The organism is Streptomyces pactum, from assembly GCF_002005225.1.
Taxonomy (GTDB): domain Bacteria; phylum Actinomycetota; class Actinomycetes; order Streptomycetales; family Streptomycetaceae; genus Streptomyces; species Streptomyces pactum_A.
The window spans coordinates 5,158,245-5,177,680 of the sequence record NZ_CP019724.1; the positions used below are offsets into that span (position 1 = coordinate 5,158,245).

The window sequence follows — 19,436 nt, forward strand, 5'->3', positions numbered from 1 at the left end:
GGGCCGGTCCGCCGTACCGGCTCTCGCGCCGTACGGGCCGGTCCGCCGTACCGGCTATTCCGCCTTGATGGCCTGGAGCATGTTCAGGCGCGCCGCCCGGCGGGCCGGCCACAGCGCCGCAAGGACGCCCACCGCGGCGGCCAGCAGCAGGAAGACGCCCATCCGGCCCCAGGGCAGGACCAGCTCGTACGTCGGCATCGTCGTGCCCATCAGCTCACCGGCCGCCCAGCCGAAGAACACGCCCAGGCCGATGCCGAGCACCCCGCCGAACAGGGAGATCACCAGGGACTCCAGGCGGACCATCCGCTTGATGCCCTTGCGGTCCAGGCCGATCGCCCGCAGCATGCCGATCTCCTGGGAGCGTTCGAAGACCGACATGGCCAGGGTGTTGATGACACCGAGCACGGCCACGATCACCGACATGGCCAGCAGGCCGTAGAGCATCTTCAGCATCAGCGTGAACATCTTCGCGATCTCGTTGGAGATGTCCTTCTTGTCCTGGATCTTGATCGCCGGGTTGGTGTCCAGCGCCTGCGTCAGGCTGTCCTTCGAGGCCGACGAGGCCCCGTCGGACATCTTCACCATCACCTGCATGTCGACCGGGTCCGACAGGTGCGGCGTGACGGTCGGAAGGTCGACCATGATGCCGCGGATCATCTCGTTGCCCTCGTAGACCCCGGCGACCTCCAGCTTCTGCTTCTCGCCGTCCTCATAGGCGGCGGTGAAGGCGGAGCCGGCCTTCCAGCCGTGCTCCTTCGCGGTGTCGGCGTCCACGACGACGTCGGTGCCGCCGACCCGGAAGGCGCCCTGCTCGACCTTCAGGTCGGTCAGCTCGCCGATCGTGGAGCCGTTGACGCCGGTGAGGTACTCGGTCTCCCCGCCGATGCGGGACTCCGCGTTGCGCAGCGGGCTGATGGCGGTGATCCCGTCGGCCTTGCCGAGCTTCTCGGCGACGTCCGGGCTGAGGTAGTTGCCGTTGGCCATGGAGACCACGTAGTCGGCCTCGATCGACGCCGACGCCATCTTGTCGATCGACTTCTGCAGGCTGCCCGCCATCACCGTCATGCCGGTGATCAGGGTCAGGCCGATCATCAGCGCGGAGGCGGTGGCGGCGGTGCGGCGCGGGTTGCGCACCGAGTTCTGCCGGGCGAGCTTGCCCGAGACGCCGAACACGCGCAGCACCGGTGCCGCGGCGGCGATCAGCGGGCGGGAGAGCAGCGGCGTCAGGATGAACACGCCGATGATCAGCAGCACCGCTCCCATGCCCATGGGGGCCTGTCCGTCGGAGCCCTCCATCGTCGTCGCCGCGAGGACGACCGCGACGCCGGCGGCCGAGACCAGCGCGCCCAGCGTGTTGCGCAGCACCAGCGACTTCGTCGTGGCCTTGGCGTGCACGCTGCTCATCGCGGCGACCGGCGGGATCTTCGCCGCCCGGCGGCCCGGCAGCCACGCCGCCAGCATGGTGACCAGCACGCCGACCGCGAGGGCCGCGCCGATCGTGCCGGGCGAGACCACCAGCGGTCCGTCGGGCACGACCGCGCCCATCGAGCCCATCAGGGCGCGCATCCCGGCCCCGATGCCGATGCCCGCGAGCAGGCCGGTCACCGCGGCGACGACGCCGACCACGAACGCCTCGATCAGCACCGACCGCGTGATCTGCCGGCGGGAGGCGCCGACCGCCCGCATCAGGGCCAGTTCCTTGGTGCGCTGGGCGACCAGCATCGTGAAGGTGTTGGCGATGATGAACGTGCCGACGAACAGCGCGATGCCCGCGAAGACCAGCAGCCCCTGCTTCATGCCGCTCATCGACGAGGCGATCATCTCCGCCTGGTCGTCGGCCAGCTCCTTGCCGGTGGTGGTCTCGACGAGGTCCTTCGGCAGCGCCTTGTCCAGCTCCGCCTTCAGCGCGGCCTGGGTGACACCGGCCTTCGCCTTGACGTCGATCTCGTCGTACGTGCCCGCCTTGCCGAACAGCTTCTGCGCGGTCGCCGTGTCGAACAGGGTGAGGCTGCCGCCGGCCGCGACGTTGCCGTCGTCGGTGGTGAAGACGCCGACGACCTTCGGGGTGATGACCGGGCCGTCGACGGACATCCGCACGGTGTCACCGACGCCGTAGCCGGTGCGTTCGGCGGTCTTGGCGTCGATGAGGATCTCGCCCGCGCCCTTGGGCGCGCGCCCGTCGGTCAGCGGGTACCGGGGGTCCTTCGCGCCCCAGTAGTTGCCGCCCTGCGTGCTCCAGCCGTCGCCGATCAGGTCGCCGTCCTTGTCGGCGACGGCGGTGAAGCCGGTCACCACGCCGATGGCGGAGGCCGCGCCGGGCACCTTCGCGCTGTCGTCGAGGAGGGCCTCGGTCAGCTCGGGGACCTCGCCGACCTTGTCGCCCTCGGCTTCCTGGTACTCGGTGGTCACGGCGACGTCGACCTGGTCGAAGCCCTTGGCGGAACTGTTCTGCAGGGCGTCGGAGATGGTGTTGGTGAAGACCAGGGTGCCCGACACGAACGCCACGCCGAGCATCACGGCGAGCACGGTCATCAACAACCTGGCCTTGTGCGCGAATACGTTGCGCAAGGCGGTACGGAACATGGGTCTTCTGTGTCCAGACTTACGAGGGAGGGCAGGCGGGCGGGACGTCAGCTCGTGCGGCCCCTGGCCTCGGACTCGGGGGTCTGGGGGCTTCCCCCGGGAAGGTTCCGCATGCGGTCCAGCACCGAGTCGGCCGTCGGCCCGTACACCTCGTCGACGATGCGTCCGTCCGCGAGGAAGACCACCCGGTCGGCGTATGCGGCGGCCACCGGGTCGTGGGTCACCATCACCACGGTCTGCCCCAGCTCCCGCACCGAGTTGCGCAGGAAGCCCAGCACCTCGGCGCCCGAGCGGGAGTCGAGGTTTCCGGTCGGCTCGTCACCGAAGATGATCTCCGGCCGGGAGGCCAGCGCCCGGGCCACGGCCACCCGCTGCTGCTGGCCGCCGGAGAGCTGGGAGGGACGGTGGCCGAGCCGGTCGGACAGCCCGATCATCCGGATCACGGAGTCCAGCCACTGCTTGTCCGGCTTGCGGCCCGCGATGTCCATCGGGAGGGTGATGTTCTCCAGCGCGGTCAGCGTCGGCAGCAGGTTGAACGCCTGGAAGATGAAGCCGATCTTGTCCCGGCGCAACTTGGTGAGCTGCTTGTCCTTCAGGGAGCCCAGTTCCGTGTCGCCGATGCGCACCGAGCCGGCGGAGAAGGTGTCCAGCCCGGCGACGCAGTGCATCAGCGTGGACTTGCCGGAGCCGGAGGGGCCCATGATCGCGGTGAACTCGGCCTGCCGGAAGTCGACGGAGACCCGGTCCAGGGCGACCACCTGGGTCTCGCCCCGGCCGTAGATCTTGGAAAGCTCCGTGGCGCGTGCGGCCACGATGGTGGACCGGTCGGCTGAAGGTCCCCCCGGCCGGAGGCTGGGGGAGGGTGCGGTGGTCACGGGAAGGGCGCTCCTGTCGGTACGGCGTGTGCTCGGGGACGTTCTCCATCCTTCCGGCCGCGCGGCGCCGTGTAGTCAGCCGCTGTTCCGGTTCCGATGGGGGACTTCGGTCGGACCGCGGGCGACGGCGTCATACCTGGGGATGACGGACGACCCCGGCGCGCCCGCGGCGGCGCCGGTGGCGCGAGAACAGGGCGGGCGTCCTTGTAGAGACGGTGAAATTCCGTCATTCCGCATGCGTGGCCGACTGCCGCACGCAAGGGTGTTGGCGAGTGAGGATGGCCCGCCCCCGGAGCTGATGCTCCCTCAGGCGCCAATAAAATAAGACAACATCGGTTCGCCCGCCCGCTGTTCGAGGAGCGCGTCCCGATAGGCTCGGGGCACTCGACGCGGAGCCCATGGCCTGCCCGGATGGTGGAATGCAGACACGGCGAGCTTAAACCTCGCTGCCTCTTCGGGGGCGTGCCGGTTCAAGTCCGGCTCCGGGCACTCTCCTCGGCGTGGCCCGAGTGAGCGAGTAGTCGGTCGGCCATCAGTTGTCCGCGGACCGCACGGGCTGAGGCGTCAGCGCGGCGACAGTCGCCAGGAACACATGCTGCTGCTCTCGTGCCTCGTGGGGGGTGCACGTTTCCGTCTGAACACCGAATGTCGCGTCGCGAGCCGCCGTGGCCAACTCCAGAAGGTCGCCGTCCCGCGTTGACAGGCGTAGCCGGTTCATCGCGTAGTTCACCTGAGACCGGGCGGCCCAGCTTTCCTTCTTGGCCTCCCTCTCCTGCTCAGACGTCGTTTCGGCGGCCGAACGCAGGCTTGTCTCCCAATACAGCCGCCCTCTGTAGTCCGTCAACGCGTCCGCCAGCATGATCGCTGCCTCCCGAAGGCGCTGCAGTCCCGCCTCCCGCTCGGCCCGGACCGATATCCACCGCTGCAGCAGTCCCGTGGTGAGGGCTCCCAGCAGTGTCCCCGCCACAGCCACCACGCTCGCCCACATGCCGCTCACGACCCCCGCCCCCTGTATGAGTTCCGCGCTGCCTCGGTCTCCGCACGGTCGGCGTTCAGTCGTACACGATCAAGGTGGGGACGGCACAGGGCAGAGCCTCCTGAACCGTTGACAACGGCGCGCGCGCGGCTGGAAACTCACTCCATCATGTGAAGCATTTTTCACTGAGCGAACATGCGGGAACGTCTTCACGGCAACGACGTCAAGAGAAGGGAACGACCGATGCGCACCACCGTCGGCATCATCGGGGCCGGCCCCGCCGGACTCCTGCTCGCCCGGCTGCTGCACAACGCCGGGATCGACTCGGTCGTCCTGGAGAGCCGCGACCGTGCCTACGTCGAGCGGCGGCAGCGCGCCGGAATCCTGGAGCAGGGCACCGTGGACGTCCTGCGCGCCGCCGGGGCCGGAGAGCGGATGGACCGCGAGGGGCTGCCCCACGACGGCATCGAGCTGCGGTTCGCGAAGCGGCGCCACCGCGTGGACTTCCCCGCCCTCACCGGCGGCAGGTCCGTCATGGTCTACGCCCAGACCGAGGTCTGCAAGGACCTCATCGCCCTCCAGCTCAAGGACGGCGGCCCGCTGCTGTTCGAGGCCGAGGCGCTGGCCGTGGAGGGGGCCGAGACCGACCGCCCGCGCGTCCGGTTCCGCCGGGGCGGCGCCGAGGACGTCCTGGAGTGCGACTACGTCGTCGGCTGCGACGGCTTCTGGGGCGTGGCCCGGGGGGCGTTCCCGGCCGGACAGGGGCGCACCTTCGAACGTACGTACCCCTTCGGCTGGCTCGGCATCCTCGCCGACGTCGCCCCCTCCCACGACGAGCTGGTCTACGCCCGCCACGACCGCGGCTTCGCCCTGCTCTCCATGCGCTCCCCGTCCGTCTCCCGCCTCTACCTCCAGGTGCCCGCGGACACGGACGCCGAGAGCTGGCGCGACGAGGAGATCTGGGCCGAGCTGGAACGGCGCTTCGAGACCGACGACGACTGGGTGCTGAACCGGGGCCCGATCACCCAGAAGTCGGTCACCCCCATGCGCTCCTACGTCCACGAGCCCATGCGGCACGGCCGCCTCTTCCTGGCCGGCGACGCCGCGCACATCGTGCCGCCCACCGGCGCCAAGGGGCTCAATCTCGCCGTCGGGGACGTCGTCACCTTCGCGCGGGCGCTGGCCCACCGCGCGGAGACCGGCTCCGGCGAACTCCTCGACACCTACTCCGAGACCTGCCTGCGCCGCGTCTGGCAGGCCGAGCGCTTCTCGTACGACATGACGACCCTCCTGCACCGCGCCCCCGACGCCACTCCGTTCGAGGAGCGGCTCCAGCTCGCCCGCCTCGACCGGATCGCCTCCTCCCGCGCCGCCGAGACCGACCTCGCCGAGGCGTACACCGGTTTCCCGCTCGGGTGAGTGGTACCCGGCCCCGGCACGACCCCGCCCGTGAGGGGAATCACCGATCCGCGTAGCGTGTTGTGCGGCAAGGTGAGGGAAAGATCCTCCCCAAGCAGTAGGGTCATTCCTTTGCCGTTCTATTACTCTTGAGCCAAGGCTGCGTCGTGTGGCCATGGAGGAGTGAAATGAGGAGCAGAAACCCGGTCTTCTCGCGACGGGGGTTCAGCCGCGACAACGGCTACGCGGGCTTCAACGCCGCGCCGCAGGCCGGGGGCCCCGCCGTCGCCACCCAGGGCAACCCGTACGCGCAGGGCACGCAGGGCACCCCGTACGCCCAGCCCGTCGGCAACCCCTACGCGCAGAACCCGTACGCCCAGCAGGACCAGCAGTACGGCGCGCCGCCGCAGGCGCCGGCCACCACCGGCCGGATGACGATGGACGACGTCGTCATCCGTACGGCGAGCACGCTCGGCGTGCTCGTGGTGACGGCCGCGCTCGCCTGGGCGCTGCTGCCCGTGGACGACGCCAACATCGGCCGCTCCTACGGCATCGGTATCGGTGCCGCGCTGATCGGCATGGTCCTGGCGCTCGTCCAGGCCTTCAAGCGCAAGGCCTCGCCGGCGCTGATCCTTCTCTACGCGGCGTTCGAGGGTGTCTTCCTCGGCGTCGTCTCCAGCGTCGTCGACAACCGCATCGCCGACGGCGCGGCCATGCAGGCCGTGATCGGCACGATGGCGGTCTTCGCCGGTGTGCTGATCGCCTACAAGGCCGGCTGGATCCGCGTCAACCGCCGCTTCTACGGCTTCGTGATGGCGGCCGCGCTCGGCTTCGTCTTCCTGATGATGGTGAACCTGCTGTTCGCCGTCTTCGGCGGCGGCGACGGCCTCGGCTTCCGCAGCGGCACGCTGGGCATCGTCTTCGGCATCGTCGGCATCATCCTCGGCGCCTGCTTCCTGGCGATGGACTTCAAGCAGGTCGAGGACGGTCTGGCCTACGGCGCCCCGCGCGAGGAGGCCTGGCTCGCCGCCTTCGGCCTCACGCTGACGCTGGTGTGGCTGTACCTGGAGTTCCTGCGGCTGATCGCGATCTTGAACAGCAGCGACTAGCGGGGGCTGGCGGGCAGCGTCCCGCCGCGCGGCCACTCGTGGGGAAGGGCCCCGGGCTTTGCCCGGGGCCCTTCCCCGTCGTGGGGCCGGCGCGCTCAGCGCAGCTTGCGCGCGGCCCTTCTCAGGTCGTACTCGTGGATGATGGCCTTCGCGTGGCCGTACGCGAGGTCGTGTTCGTGGCGGAGCCAGCTCACCTTCTCCTCGAAGCGGAAGAGAGAGGGGCCGTCCTCGACGGTGCGCAGCCAGTCGGAGATCTCACGACCGGTGCAGTGGGGGATGCGGGCGAGCATGTTGCGATGGGTCTCCTCGGAGAAGACTTGGGACATCGGCGCCTCCGGACGAAAGGGGATGTAAGCCGGTCCTTCCAGTCACCGTGCCTGAGCGTTCGCCCGTTGGCAACAGTCCCGGAGGGGCGCGTACGCTCACGCCGTGGTTGATACGACGCCTTTGACCCGTGCCGTGGACGACTTCGCCGACCGGCTGCGGGCCGCCCCGCAGAGCAGACTGCAACGCGGCGCCGCCGCGGAGGCGCTGGAGCTGGCCAGGGAGTTGGCCCGGCGCGCCCAGCTCGTGGAGGAACCGGGGGCGGAGCCGCGGGTGATGCCGGACGCCGGGATGTTCGCCGCCGCCGACCAGATCGCCGTCGCCGCGCACGACCTGGCCCTCGTGCTGAGCGACGAGGGCCAGGTGGAGGAAGCGGCGAGGCTGGTGGAGGAGGCCCGCAAGCGGGCCGGGGTCTGACGCCGGCCGGCGTCAGCCGCCCCGGTACGACCGGGGGGCCACTAGAGGGACGCGATGACGCGGTCCGCCAGGATGTACACGTTCTCCTCGCCGCAGGCGAAGGTCAGCGTGTAGGCGCCGGAGATCCCGGAGCCGCCCAGGAGGTACGGCGTCTGGCCCGCGCCCAGCGCGGCGGCCAGGCGCTCCGCGGTCTCGCGGTGGCCCGGGGTCATGCACAGCGTGGTGCCGTCGGCGAAGACGTACACGTCGAGCGTGCCCAGGGGGCCCGGACGGACGTCCGCCAGCGCCACGCTCGACTCGGCCAGCTCCTCGAGGGTGGCGACGGTGCGCTCGTGGTCGCCCACGGCAGGCGACGGGTTCGGTACGAAGTCCGGGTGCGAGGGGTGGCGGCGGCGGGCGGCGGCCAGCTCGGCGGACTCCCTCGGGCCCGCGTCCTTCGCGGCCTGGTCGTCGGTGTCCGGGCCCGGTTCGACCACCGGCTCCAGGCCCACGAAGTCGGCCTGCCGGGGAAGGAACAGCTCACTGTCGGACAGGCCGAGCAGTAGCGGAGCGTCGGAGGCGTCCCGGGACTCCTGGGCGGCCCAGAAGGCCCGCGCCTCGGCGAGCTCGCGCTCGCGCTCCTCGGCGAGCGCCTCGGCGACGGCGGCGCGTATCTCCTCGGCGTCGGCGGTGGTGCGGGCGGCGGGCACCCGGCCCCGCGTGGCGGCGGCCCGGCTCTCGGCCAGCTCGGCGCGCAGGGCCGCCACCTGCCGGCGCAGCACCAGAATGGTGCGCAGGACGGCGACGCCCACGGCGCCGGTGGCGGCCGTGGTGAGCAGCAGGGCGATCGGCATGGCGCTCACTGACGTACTCCCGGTTCAAAGTCGACCCCCGACTTCCTACATCAGCTTGAAGGGAGGACTAACCGTCTGTCAGTGCGTAACGTCACGAAACGGACAGGACTTTGGGCCCGGGAGGTGGGGGTGTGGCTGGTCTGACCTGCGTAAATCCAGGGGGCTGGAGAGGTAGGTCACATCCTGGGACAGATTGGGTCACAAAACGGCCCGGAACCCTGAGGCGCAAGGGGTTCCGGGCCGCGGGGTCACACTGGGTCCGCGGGGCGCTACTGACGGTCCCTCGGGTGGGGTGTCAGCTCAGGCGCTCGATGACCATGGCCATGCCCTGGCCGCCGCCGACGCACATGGTCTCCAGGCCGAACTGCTTGTCGTGCGTCTGGAGGGAGTTGATCAGCGTGCCGGTGATGCGGGCGCCGGTCATCCCGAAGGGGTGGCCGACGGCGATGGCTCCGCCGTTGACGTTCAGCTTCTCCAGCGGGATGCCGAGGTCGCGGTAGGAGGGGATGACCTGTGCGGCGAACGCCTCGTTGATCTCGACCAGGTCGATGTCGTCGATGGTCAGGCCGGCGCGGGACAGGGCCTGCTTGCTCGCCTCGACCGGGCCGAGGCCCATGATCTCGGGGGAGAGGCCGGAGACGCCGGTGGAGACGATGCGGGCGAGCGGGGTCAGGCCCAGCTCGCGGGCCTTGGTGTCGCTCATGATCACGAGGGCGGCGGCGCCGTCGTTGAGCGGGCAGCAGTTGCCGGCGGTGACCAGGCCGTCGGGGCGGAAGACGGGCTTGAGGCCCTGGACGCCCTCGAGGGTGACGCCGGCGCGGGGGCCGTCGTCCTTGGCGACGACGGTGCCGTCCGGCAGCGTGACCGGGGTGATCTCGCGCTCCCAGAAGCCGTTCTTGATGGCCTCCTCGGCGAGGTTCTGCGAGCGGACGCCGAACTCGTCCATGTCCTGCCGGGTGATGCCCTTGGCGCGGGCGAGGTTCTCGGCGGTCTGGCCCATCGCGATGTACGGGTCCGGGGCCAGGCCGTCCTCGCGCGGGTCGTGCCAGGTGGTGCCCTCCTGCTGGGCGACCTCGGCGGTGCGCGCCTCCGCCTCGGCGAACAGCGGGTTGCGGGTGTCCGGCAGGCTGTCCGAGTTGCCCTTCGCGAACCGGGAGACCATCTCGACACCGGCCGAGATGAAGACGTCGCCCTCGCCGGCCTTGATGGCGTGCAGGGCCATACGGGAGGTCTGCAGGGACGAGGAGCAGTACCGGGTGACGGTGCAGCCGGGCAGGTGGTCCATGCCCATCTCGACGGCGACGATCCGGCCGAGGTTGTTGCCCTGCTCGCCACCGGGCAGGCCGCAGCCGAGCATCAGGTCGTCGATGTCCCGGGGGTCCAGCTCGGGGACCTTGGCGAGGGCCGCCTGGATGATCGTGGCGGCCAGGTCGTCGGGGCGCAGGTCCTTCAGGGAGCCCTTGAAGGCGCGGCCGATGGGGGAGCGGGTGGCTGAGACGATCACGGCTTCGGGCATCACGGCTCCAGTGGCGAGTCGGTGGGGCACGGGCAGGGCTGGTTGGGAAGTTACCCGTACGTATGGCCTGGGTCACGGGTGCGGGCGTGTGACATGGACCGCAACTTTCTAAGCGCTTGCTTGGGCCCTTGACGGTGGAGGGCGGTCCCACGTGCGGGGGCTCATGGCGGGGGCTCGTGCCGGACGCCCCCTGAGGGCTGCGCCCCGGGGTCCGTGGGCGACCCCGGCCGACTGCGCCCCCAGAGCCCGCTCCGGTCTGAACGGCCTCGTCCTCACACTCCCCCGGAGTGGGCACCCCCAAGCGCGCCGGTGGGTTCCGCCTCCGTCACTCGCCGGCGCCGCCGGCGCTTCAGCAGTGCCCAAGGCCCCCGCGGCCCCGTCGGCATCGCCGCCGCGACCTCCGTGCCCGCCTCGGAGGCGGCCTCGGCCGCCGCCCGGGCCACCGGCAGGAAGCCCTCGCGGCGCAGCGCGTCGGGACGCTCCTCCTCGGCCGGCCACAGGCCGAGCGCGGCGCACACCGACGGCAGCACCGCCATCGCGGCCGTGGCGTACCCCTCGGCGGAGGGGTGGTAGTTGTCGGGGCCGAACAGCTCCCGCGGATTCTGCGCGAACTCCGGGCCCAGCAGGTCGCCCAGCGACACCGTGCGCCCGCCCTGCTCCACCACGCCGATCGTCTGCGCCGCCGCGAGCTGCCGCGAGGTCCGTCGGGCCAGCCAGCGCAGCGGCTGCCGTACCCGCTCGATGGTGCCGAGGTCCGGGCAGGTGCCGACCACCACCTCCGCGCCGGCCGTGCGCAGCCGCCGTACCGCTCCCGCCAGGTGCCGCACCGAGCGGGTCGCCGGCATCCGGTGGGTGACGTCGTTGGCGCCGATCATGATCACGCAGATGTCGGGCACCCGGCCCGGATCCGCGAGCACCAGCGCCACCTGCCGGTCCAGGTCGTCCGAGCAGGCCCCCGGCGCCGCGACCGACCCCAGCTCCACCGGCCGCTCCGCCACCGCGGCGAGCCCCGAGGCCAGCAGCGCGCCCGGTGTCTGCCCCGCCCGGTGCACGCCCTGCCCGGCGGCCGTGGAGTCGCCCAGCATCATCAGCCGCAGCGGCGGTTGGCCGGCCGTCGGCAGGGTGTTGCCGTACAGCCCCCGCGCGTTCGGCACCCGGTCCGGTGTGCCGATGCCCACCCGGCGCCTGGCCAGTCGCACCTCCGCCAGCAGCAGACCGGCCGCGGCCGCACCGGCCAGCCCGATGCCGCCCCCGCCGTAGGCCGCGCCGGCCGCGATCCGCCGGGCCACCCTCGCCCTCGACATACTCGTCATACGTCGCCGCCACCTCCTCCAACCCGTACACCCTCTGCTTGCCCCGTACGGACGGTCGCCCAATCCCAACGGGGAGTGAACGACCGTCACGGGGTATGAGGCGGGCCGGCAGGCCATAGGCTGGCCGGACCGATACCGACCACATCTTTTGCAGCATCCGGAGACCACGGTGCATTTCCACGACTCGATGATCAGCCTCGTCGGCAACACCCCGCTGGTGCGGCTCAACAGCGTGACCAAGGGCATCAGGGCCACCGTCCTGGCCAAAGTGGAGTACTTCAACCCGGGCGGCTCGGTGAAGGACCGCATCGCCCTGCGCATGATCGAGGCCGCCGAGCAGAGCGGAGCCCTTCGGCCGGGCGGCACGATCGTCGAGCCGACCAGCGGCAACACGGGCGTGGGCCTCGCGATCGTGGCGCAGCAGAAGGGCTACAAGTGCATCTTCGTCTGCCCTGACAAGGTGTCCACCGACAAGATCAACGTGCTGCGCGCGTACGGCGCCGAGGTGGTCGTCTGCCCGACGGCGGTCGACCCGGAGCACCCGGACTCCTACTACAACGTCTCCGACCGGCTGGTCCGCGAGACGCCGGGCGCCTGGAAGCCGGACCAGTACTCCAACCCCCACAACCCGCTCTCCCACTACCACTCGACCGGCCCCGAGCTGTGGGAGCAGACGGAGGGGAGGATCACCCACTTCGTCACCGGCGTCGGCACCGGCGGCACCATCTCCGGCACCGGGCGCTACCTGAAGGAGGTCAGCGACGGCGCGGTCAAGGTGGTCGGCGCCGACCCCGAGGGCTCGGTGTACTCCGGCGGTTCCGGGCGCCCCTACCTCGTCGAGGGCGTCGGTGAGGACTTCTGGCCGACGGCGTACGACCGCGACGTCGCCGACGAGATCGTCGCCGTCTCCGACAAGGACTCCTTCCAGATGACCCGCCGTCTCGCCAAGGAGGAGGGCCTGCTGGTCGGCGGCTCCTGCGGCATGGCCGTCGTCGCGGCGCTGCGCGTCGCCGAGCCGCTCGGCGAGGACGACGTGGTCGTCGTGCTCCTCCCGGACAGCGGGCGCGGCTACCTCAGCAAGATCTTCAACGACGAGTGGATGGCCGACTACGGCTTCCTGGAGGACGCCGGCCCCAGCGCGCGCGTCGCCGACGTCCTGAACCACAAGGAGGGTGGCCACATCCCCTCCCTCGTCCACATGCACCCGGACGAGACGGTCGGTCAGGCCATCGAGGTACTGCGCGAGTACGGCGTCTCGCAGATGCCGATCGTCAAGCCCGGCGCGGGCCACCCGGACGTGATGGCCGCCGAGGTCGTCGGCTCGGTCGTGGAACGCGAGCTGCTGGACGCCCTGTTCACCAAGCGCGCCTCGCTGGAGGACCCGCTGGAGAAGCACATGTCGGCCCCGCTGCCGCAGGTCGGCTCCGGTGAGCCGGTCGCGGACCTGATGTCGGTGCTCGGCGCCGCCGACGCGGCGATCGTCCTCGTCGAGGGCAAGCCGACCGGTGTGGTGAGCCGTCAGGACCTGCTGTCGTTCCTCGCGAAGAGCTGAAGCGGCGGGAAGCGCCGGTGAACGCCCGGTGAACCGGCGGTCCGCGGGCCCGGCCCGCGGCGTCCGGTGATCTTCGCGGACTTCGCGGAAGCGGTACGCGCGCGACACGTTCGCGCAGCACACGCTTAACACGGGCCCGGCACAGTGACGTTGTCGGCAGGACGGGAGCGGCTCCCCGTTCCGGCCGGCACCGTACGGCGTCAAGGATCTTCCGGAGCGGCTCCCGGACCTCCACGGACGCCACGGACGCGCCGCCCGGCCGTGAGGCCCGGCACCGCGCGTCCCCCGCGGGGACCGCCGTCGTCCCGCCCCTCAGCGATGAGGGTGCGGCGGTCCCCGCGCAGTCTTTCCTCAGCCTTCCCAGGCGACCTCAGCCTTTCCAGGCGGACTCAGCCTTCCCAGGCGACCTCAGCCTTTCCAGGCGGACTCAGCCTTCCCAGGCGACCTCAGCCTTTCCAGGCGGACTCAGCCTTCCCAGGCGTCGTCAGCCCTCCCAGCCGGCCTCAGTCCTCCCAGGCGTCGTCCCTCTCGGCGCGGCGGCGGCCGAAGAGGCCCGGGTTGGTCCGGGCGACCTGGACGACGTTGACGCCGACGATGCCGGCCCAGGCGACCAGCAGTCCGGGGAGGCCGGAGACGCCGCCGCCGATCGCGGACAGCGGGACTGCGAGCACCAGCGAGACGATGCCGAAGCCGAAGCGCTCTCCGAAGGAGTCCGTGGGCCTCGGCGTCCGGCTGTCCCGGGCCGCCGCCATCTGCTGCTCGGCGAGCTGCCGGCGCACCCGGCGCTCGACCGTTCCATCGATGCGCTGGTCGACCTTCTCCAGGAAGGAGTCGACCAGCGCGGACTCGTACTCCTCGCCGAGCTCCCTGCGGGTCTGCAGGGTGGCGTCGAGTTCCTTCTTCAGGTCGGTGTCCCGCGCGTCCATTCCGGTCATGCGTCCCAAGGTAGGCAGGCGGGACTCGGGTGGCACTGGGGGCAGCCCCCCTTTCGGCACGGGGGTTGCCGGGGCCCGGACATCCGCGACCGTCACCTGGATCTCCTCCGCTCATCGGATCGCCGGTCGGGCTCGTCGCCGGGCTGTACCCGGCCCTGCGCGCGGCCACCATCGAACCCGTCGAAGCACTCCGGCGCTGAGCGGCCGGGCTACTCCTGGCACATCTTCTCGTCGGCGTGGGACTGCTCGACGTCCACCTTCTTCGGTGGGGCGACGGGGACGCCGGCCTTCTTGAAGTCGGGGCCGAGGGTGAGCGTCATGGGCACCGTGGCGGCGGCGTCCGTCGTGCCGGGCTTCAGGGCCGAGGCGGGCAGCCCCATCAGGTCGGCGAGCTTGCGGGCCTGGTCGGCCTGGTTCGGCGCGTACTCCAGCCGCGTCCTGTCGACCTCGGCCGGGGCGTTGCCCTTGTTGGCGGACTTGGGCACCCCTTCGCTGGTACGCAGCCATGCCAGGGTGTCCTGCGCGGCACCCTGCGGACCGCCGCCGTTGAGGACGTCGACGCGTATGCCGGACGCCTCGGCGCGCGGGCCCTCGAGAAGCGCGGCCTGCTTGTCCTTGGCTTCCTTGTCCTTCTTCTTCACTTCGGTGAAGGAGACGTCGTTCTGCAGCATGCCGAAGACCTTCGGGGCCTTGACCGGGTCCAGCACGACGGTGACGGGCGTGGGCTCGGCCGGGTTGTCCCTCACCGGCACGGTCATCAGGGTGATGTTCTTCAGGTCGATCTTGCCGAGTTCCCTGGCGAGGGTGAGCAGCTTGCTGGGGCTGCCTATGCCCTTGTCCACGGTGAGGGACTTGGTGGCCGCGTCGGCGACGTCGAGCAGCTTCGACGGGCTGTCCAGCGTGTCTTCCTTGAGCCGGCGGATCATCGACGCGACGAACTTCTGCTGCATCCCGATCCGGTCCAGGTCGCTCTCGTTCTTCAGGCCGTGCCGGTTGCGGAGGAAGGACAGCGCGTCCTCGCCCTGGATCGTGCTCTCCCCGGACGGCAGATCGAGTCCGGAGCCGCCGTCCAGGTCCTTGATGGGCTTCTCCAGGCACACCTTGACGCCGCCGACCGCGGTGGACAGCGTCTTGACCGCGTTGAAGTCGAACATCATGAAGTGGTCGACCTCGAGGTCGGTGATCTTCTCGACGGTGAGCATGGTGCAGCCCGGATCACGGCCGTTCACGCCGAAGGACTCGTTGAACTTGGTGGCGATCGTCGAACCGGGGATGTCCTTGGTCGAACCGTCGGACTGTTTGGCCGTACAGTCCGGGATCTTGATCATGAGGTCGCGCGGAATGCTCAGCACGGTCGCGTTGCTGCGGTCCTCGGCCACGTGGAAGAGGAGCGTGGTGTCGGCGTGGCCGGTGACGTTGTCCCGGTTGCCGTACTTCTCGTTTCCCTTGCCGGTGCGGACGTCGTTGCCGATGACCAGGATGTTGACCGGCCCGTCCTTGAGGACTGTGTCACTGCCCACGTCGCCGATGTCGACGGTGCTGATGTTGCCGTAGAGGCGGTCGTACCAGTAGTAGACGAACGCCGAACCGCTGAGCAGGACCAGGCCGAGACCGCTTCCCGTCCACAACAGCGCCTTCTTCCTGGCGCTCTTCTTCTGCTTGCGCTTGCGGCGGCCGGAGCCGCGCGTGTGGCCCGGGGCGGGGGCCTCGGCGGGAGTGGTGGGGCGACCGCGCTGGCGGGGGACGCGTCCGGGGCCGGGGTCGGGGGCGGTGGAACCGGGGCGGGGGGCACTGCGGGGTCGGGGCGTCTCCGGCTGCTCCGGGATACCGTTCGGTCGTAGTTCGTAATCGCCGGTCTCGGGATTGAGTAACCACTGGTCGGCAGGATCGGTCCCGTCCGTCTGTCCACGACTTTCCCCATCCATGTTGGTTCCGGTCCTCCGTCGGGTGCCGTACGGGCCGCCTGGCCTCAAGACGCTCTGGTGTTCGACGCGTTACGTTATCCGGCCCGTGCGGCAACGGTGACGCCAGTGACAAAACCCATGAAAACAAGAACCGGGCACAGTGGATGATCTCCACCCATCGCGACGCGGGGACAGCGCGATTCCGCGTTCGCCTGTATAACGGCATGCAGGTTTTGCGACGGGTGAATAGGCCGAGGGGCCGAGGGGAGTCACGTCATGAGCGGCGACGAGAGCCCTGCCGCGCGCCTCCAGGCGCTCTTCGAGGGCCACCGGCTGACGCCGACCCAGCGGCGCATCGCGCACAGCATGGTGCGGCGCGCCTCCGAGGTGCCCTTCCTGTCCAGCGTGGAGCTGGCCGAGCTGGCCGGGGTCAGCCAGCCGTCCGTGACCCGCTTCGCCGTCGCCCTCGGCTTCGACGGCTACCCGGCGCTCCGCCGCCACCTGCGCGAGGTCGCCCCCGCGGAACCGGCGGCGGACATCGGCTCCCGCAACGAGTACCAGCAGGCCGTGGAGGCCGAGATCGAGAACCTGCGCCATCTGGCGGAGGTGCTGGCCGACCCCGGACCGGTGGCGGAGGCGGGCCGGACCCTGGCCGCCAGCCGGCCCCTGCCGGTCCTCGGGTTGCGGGCGGCGGCGGCCCAGGCGCACGGCTTCGCCTACTTCGCCGCCAAGGTTCACCCCGACGTCCGGTTCCTCGGCGAGGGCGGCACGATGCTCCACGACCGCATCGACGCCGCTGTCCGGGCCGGTGCGACCGCCCTGCTCTGCTTCGCCCTGCCCCGGCATCCGCGCGAGGTCGTCGACACGCTCGCCCACGCCAAGGAGGCGGGGCTCACGGTGGTGACCGTCGCCGACTCCGTCTTCGCGCCGGTCGCCAAGGTGTCCGACCTGCTGCTGCCCGCCGCCGTGGGCACCGGCCTCGCCTTCGACACCGCCTGCGCGCCGATGCTGCTGGGCCGGGTGCTGCTGGAGGCCATGTGCGACGACCTGCCGGACGCCCAGGCCCGGCTCGAGGAGTTCGACACGAAGGCGGCTGCCCGCGGGCTCTTCGTGGACTGAGACGGGTGGGGGGCGAGGATGTCCCACCGGCGGCCGTTCTCTCAGATTCGTCTCACCTTCTCCCGCTAACATGCCTCGCCTCACACCCTTCAGACGCATCGCAGGACGCAGAACGGAATGGGAGGCCGGACGTGGCGCGCGGAGGACAGGGGCTGGCTCGGGTGGCCGTCGTCGTGCGGGCGGGGGCCGCACCGTTGTGGTGGCTGGGCGTACTCGCGGCGGGCGTCGGGGTGCTGGTGCCGGGCCTGACCGGACGGCGGATCGGCGTCCTGGCGGGCGCCGCGCTGTTCGTCGTCGCGGCGGCGGTCGTCGCGTCCGTCCGCCGAAGGCGGTACACCGCCCTGGCCCGCCCGGCCGTCCGCGCGGGCAAGCACGACGTACTCCAGGACCGTGCGGTGACGGTACGCAACTGGCGCCGGGGCCACCGCTGGTGGCTGCTGCTCGCCTTCGTCGCCGCTCTGGGCAGCGCCTTCGCCGTCCCCGCCGCCGCCGGACTGCTGATGGCCGGCTGCGGCGTCGGCCTGTGGCTGAAGTCCGCCTGGATCGGCCGTCGCGAACAGGCCGAGGACGCCCTGCTGTGGGTCCGCGTGGACTGGCTCGCCCGCAACGCCGGCCGCCCGGCGGGCAAGGCCGTCCGTGCCTACCGCAGCACGGGCATCGCGGCGGGCGACGCGGCCCCGGGCGGTGCGCGCCGGAAGGCGGCGGCGCTGGTGTGAAGCCGGTGCCGGTGCGGGCACTTGCGGGTGCGGGTGCCGGTGCGGGTACGTGCGGGTGCGTGCCGCTGCCGGTGCGGGACGTGCGGGTGCGGGTGCGGGTACGTGCGGGTGCGTGCCGCTGCCGGTGCGGGACGTACGGATGCCGGTGCGAACACGGGTGCCGGTGCCGGTGCGTCGGGGCCGGTCGCGCCCACGCGGCGGTGGGCGGCAGCCCGGATGGCACGGCCCCGCGCCCCCGAGGGCGTCAGCCGAGCCGACGCCACGACCCGGACGGGACGTCAGCGCGTCCGGGAAGTCAGCGCGTCCGGGACGTCAGTGCCCCCGGGAAGTCAGCGCGTCCGCATGCGCCCCGCCCGCCTCCGCCACGATCTCCGCCACCGACTGGGCCTCTCGCACCGTCGCGAAGGCGACACCCCCGCAACCGTCCGCCTCGTACCCGAACACCCCTGGCCGCGCCAGCGAGTTGTACGCGTAGTGATGCGCGAAGTAGTACGCCCCCGTGTCCAGCGCCGCCGCGTAGTCCCCCTGCTCCAGCAGCGGCATCGCCCGGCCCACGGCCAGCAGGTCCCCCGCGAAGCACGCCGGCCCCGCCACGTCCTGCACCACGTCCGCCCCCTCCTTCGGCAGCCCCTTGCCGTCATACGCGGCGATCCGCAGCGGCCACGCCCCCGGCGCGTACACCGTCCGCGTCGCGACCTGCACGCCCGCGTGCGTCACCGCGACCGGCCGCCCGCCGGCGCTCTTGGCGTACTCCACGCGCGCCACCACCGTGCCGTGCTTGGCGAGCAGGGACCGCCCGAACTCGGTGACCAGCCCGTACCGCCCGTCGAACAGCCCCGGCACCGCCTCGCGCAGCACGCGCGCGTACGCGCCGTACGTCGGAGCCGTCGCGTCCGAGGCGAAGTTCACCGGCAGCCCGCCGCCGATGTCGAGGGTGTCCACCTGCCGGCGCCCGGCCCGCTCGTTGATCTCCTCGGCGAGTGCGTACGCCTCGGACACGCCCTCGGCCATCAGGGTCAGCGGGATGCCCTGCGACCCGGTGTGCGCGTGCAGGCGGGTCAGCCACGGCCGGTCCAGATACGCCCGCACCACCCACTCGCGCGCCCCTTCGTCGCGCAGTGCCACCCCGAACTTCGAGGTCGCCGTCGCCGTCGACAACGCCTCGATGGAGCCCCCGCCGACCTGGGGGTTCACCCGGATGCCGAGCGGGGAGGCGCTCGCCCCCTCGGCCATCAGGCCGTCCAGGCGCTCCAGCTCCTGCGGATTGTCGGTGTTGACCGCGACGCCCAGCGACAGCGCCTCGCGCAGTTCACCCGGCGTCTTGGCGGGTGAGTCCAGCACCGTCCGCTCCGGCGGCACCCCCGCCGCCCGCGCCAGCGCCAGCTCGCCCGGACTCGCGACCTCCGCGCCGATGCCCTCCTCGTGCAGCAGGCGCAGCACCGCAACCAGCGGGGTCGCCTTCACCGCGAAGGCGTGCAGCACGGGTGTCCCGGGCGCCGTCACCGCCGCGAACGCCGCCCGCAGGGCCGCCGCCGACTCCCGGATCCCGGCGACGTCCAGCAGCCCGACGATCGGGGCGTCGGGGCCGAGCAGCCCCTGCTCCACGGCCGCCCGCACCGCCTGGTCCCGCCGCGCCGCCCGCTCCCCGTCGGCGCCCCCGAGACCACCGCCGATGCCCGCGCCCGTCCCCGTGTTCATGCCCGTGCCCTCGCTCACGCGATCCTCCGTCCTTCGCCGCCGGCCACCACGTCTCGCTGCCTGCCCCGCACATCCAGCCAAACACCCGTGACGCGCCCGCGCCGGGACACGGCCGTATTGACTAGTTCTATTCATGAAGCGAGGATATGAATATCCGCAGTAACAATC

General features: G+C 71.4%; 16 protein-coding genes and 1 tRNA gene. 7 read left to right on the plus strand and 10 right to left on the minus strand.

The features are described from left to right. Positions 1–54: 54 nt before the first annotated feature. Together B1H29_RS22000 and B1H29_RS22005 are read right to left on the minus strand one after the other, a co-directional pair. Positions 55–2,583, minus strand: a complete 2,529-nt coding sequence (locus B1H29_RS22000) for an ABC transporter permease (protein WP_055417299.1) — start codon at positions 2,581–2,583, stop codon at positions 55–57. 47 nt (positions 2,584–2,630) lie between these two features. After that, entirely contained in the window at positions 2,631–3,458 is an 828-nt protein-coding gene (locus B1H29_RS22005; RefSeq protein ID WP_055417298.1) for an ABC transporter ATP-binding protein, read from the minus strand. A 405-nt stretch (positions 3,459–3,863) separates the two neighbouring features. On the opposite strand from B1H29_RS22005, the gene B1H29_RS22010 reads away from it, so the two are divergent. After that, positions 3,864–3,947, plus strand: a tRNA-Leu gene (locus tag B1H29_RS22010). A 43-nt stretch (positions 3,948–3,990) separates the two neighbouring features. Here the strand turns inward: B1H29_RS22010 and B1H29_RS22015 are convergent. Further along, entirely contained in the window at positions 3,991–4,455 is a 465-nt protein-coding gene (locus B1H29_RS22015) for a hypothetical protein (protein ID WP_055417297.1), read from the minus strand. A gap of 222 nt (positions 4,456–4,677) precedes the next feature. Between B1H29_RS22015 and B1H29_RS22020 the strand changes: the two genes are divergently transcribed. Together B1H29_RS22020 and B1H29_RS22025 are read left to right on the plus strand one after the other, a co-directional pair. Next, the gene (locus tag B1H29_RS22020; RefSeq protein ID WP_055417296.1) at positions 4,678–5,853 is read left to right on the plus strand and encodes a 4-hydroxybenzoate 3-monooxygenase; all 1,176 of its coding nucleotides are present in this window, start codon (positions 4,678–4,680) and stop codon (positions 5,851–5,853) included. 167 nt (positions 5,854–6,020) lie between these two features. Continuing rightward, a complete protein-coding gene (locus tag B1H29_RS22025; RefSeq protein ID WP_055417295.1) occupies positions 6,021–6,941 on the plus strand; it encodes a Bax inhibitor-1/YccA family protein in 921 nt (306 codons plus the stop codon). 95 nt (positions 6,942–7,036) lie between these two features. Here B1H29_RS22025 and B1H29_RS22030 read toward each other — a convergent pair whose 3' ends face one another. Further along, positions 7,037–7,267, minus strand: a complete 231-nt coding sequence (locus B1H29_RS22030; protein ID WP_055417294.1) for a DUF4287 domain-containing protein — start codon at positions 7,265–7,267, stop codon at positions 7,037–7,039. 103 nt (positions 7,268–7,370) lie between these two features. Here B1H29_RS22030 and B1H29_RS22035 point away from each other — a divergent pair, with 103 nt between their 5' ends. Beyond that, a complete protein-coding gene (locus B1H29_RS22035) occupies positions 7,371–7,682 on the plus strand; it encodes a hypothetical protein (protein WP_199832294.1) in 312 nt (103 codons plus the stop codon). A 41-nt stretch (positions 7,683–7,723) separates the two neighbouring features. Here the strand turns inward: B1H29_RS22035 and B1H29_RS22040 are convergent, their stop codons facing one another. The 3 genes from B1H29_RS22040 to B1H29_RS22050 all read right to left on the minus strand — a co-directional run bounded on the left by B1H29_RS22040 (position 7,724) and on the right by B1H29_RS22050 (position 11,344). Continuing rightward, a complete protein-coding gene (locus B1H29_RS22040; RefSeq protein ID WP_055417293.1) occupies positions 7,724–8,524 on the minus strand; it encodes a hypothetical protein in 801 nt (266 codons plus the stop codon). A gap of 286 nt (positions 8,525–8,810) precedes the next feature. Beyond that, entirely contained in the window at positions 8,811–10,031 is a 1,221-nt protein-coding gene (locus B1H29_RS22045; protein ID WP_055417292.1) for an acetyl-CoA C-acetyltransferase, read from the minus strand. Between the two features lie 272 nt (positions 10,032–10,303). After that, complete coding sequence (locus B1H29_RS22050) at positions 10,304–11,344, minus strand: SGNH/GDSL hydrolase family protein (protein ID WP_055417291.1); 1,041 nt, start codon at positions 11,342–11,344, stop codon at positions 10,304–10,306. Positions 11,345–11,513: 169 nt separating this feature from the next. Here B1H29_RS22050 and B1H29_RS22055 point away from each other — a divergent pair, with 169 nt between their 5' ends. Then, positions 11,514–12,896, plus strand: a complete 1,383-nt coding sequence (locus B1H29_RS22055) for a cystathionine beta-synthase (protein ID WP_055417290.1) — start codon at positions 11,514–11,516, stop codon at positions 12,894–12,896. Between the two features lie 503 nt (positions 12,897–13,399). Here B1H29_RS22055 and B1H29_RS22060 read toward each other — a convergent pair. Together B1H29_RS22060 and B1H29_RS22065 are read right to left on the minus strand one after the other, a co-directional pair. Further along, positions 13,400–13,822, minus strand: coding sequence for a hypothetical protein (locus B1H29_RS22060; protein WP_055417289.1), 423 nt, complete (start codon positions 13,820–13,822; stop codon positions 13,400–13,402). A 218-nt stretch (positions 13,823–14,040) separates the two neighbouring features. Beyond that, positions 14,041–15,756: an LCP family protein gene (locus B1H29_RS22065; RefSeq protein WP_055417288.1), complete on the minus strand. Its 1,716-nt coding sequence runs from the start codon at positions 15,754–15,756 to the stop codon at positions 14,041–14,043. Positions 15,757–16,011: 255 nt separating this feature from the next. On the opposite strand from B1H29_RS22065, the gene B1H29_RS22070 reads away from it, so the two are divergent. Both B1H29_RS22070 and B1H29_RS22075 read left to right on the plus strand, forming a co-directional pair. Then, positions 16,012–16,854 (plus strand): MurR/RpiR family transcriptional regulator, encoded by an 843-nt coding sequence (locus B1H29_RS22070; protein WP_055417287.1) that lies wholly within the window; start codon positions 16,012–16,014, stop codon positions 16,852–16,854. 131 nt (positions 16,855–16,985) lie between these two features. After that, positions 16,986–17,570 (plus strand): hypothetical protein, encoded by a 585-nt coding sequence (locus tag B1H29_RS22075; protein ID WP_079160385.1) that lies wholly within the window; start codon positions 16,986–16,988, stop codon positions 17,568–17,570. Between the two features lie 312 nt (positions 17,571–17,882). Here B1H29_RS22075 and B1H29_RS22080 read toward each other — a convergent pair whose 3' ends face one another. After that, entirely contained in the window at positions 17,883–19,268 is a 1,386-nt protein-coding gene (locus tag B1H29_RS22080; RefSeq protein ID WP_055417770.1) for a diaminopimelate decarboxylase, read from the minus strand. Positions 19,269–19,436: the final 168 nt, after the last annotated feature.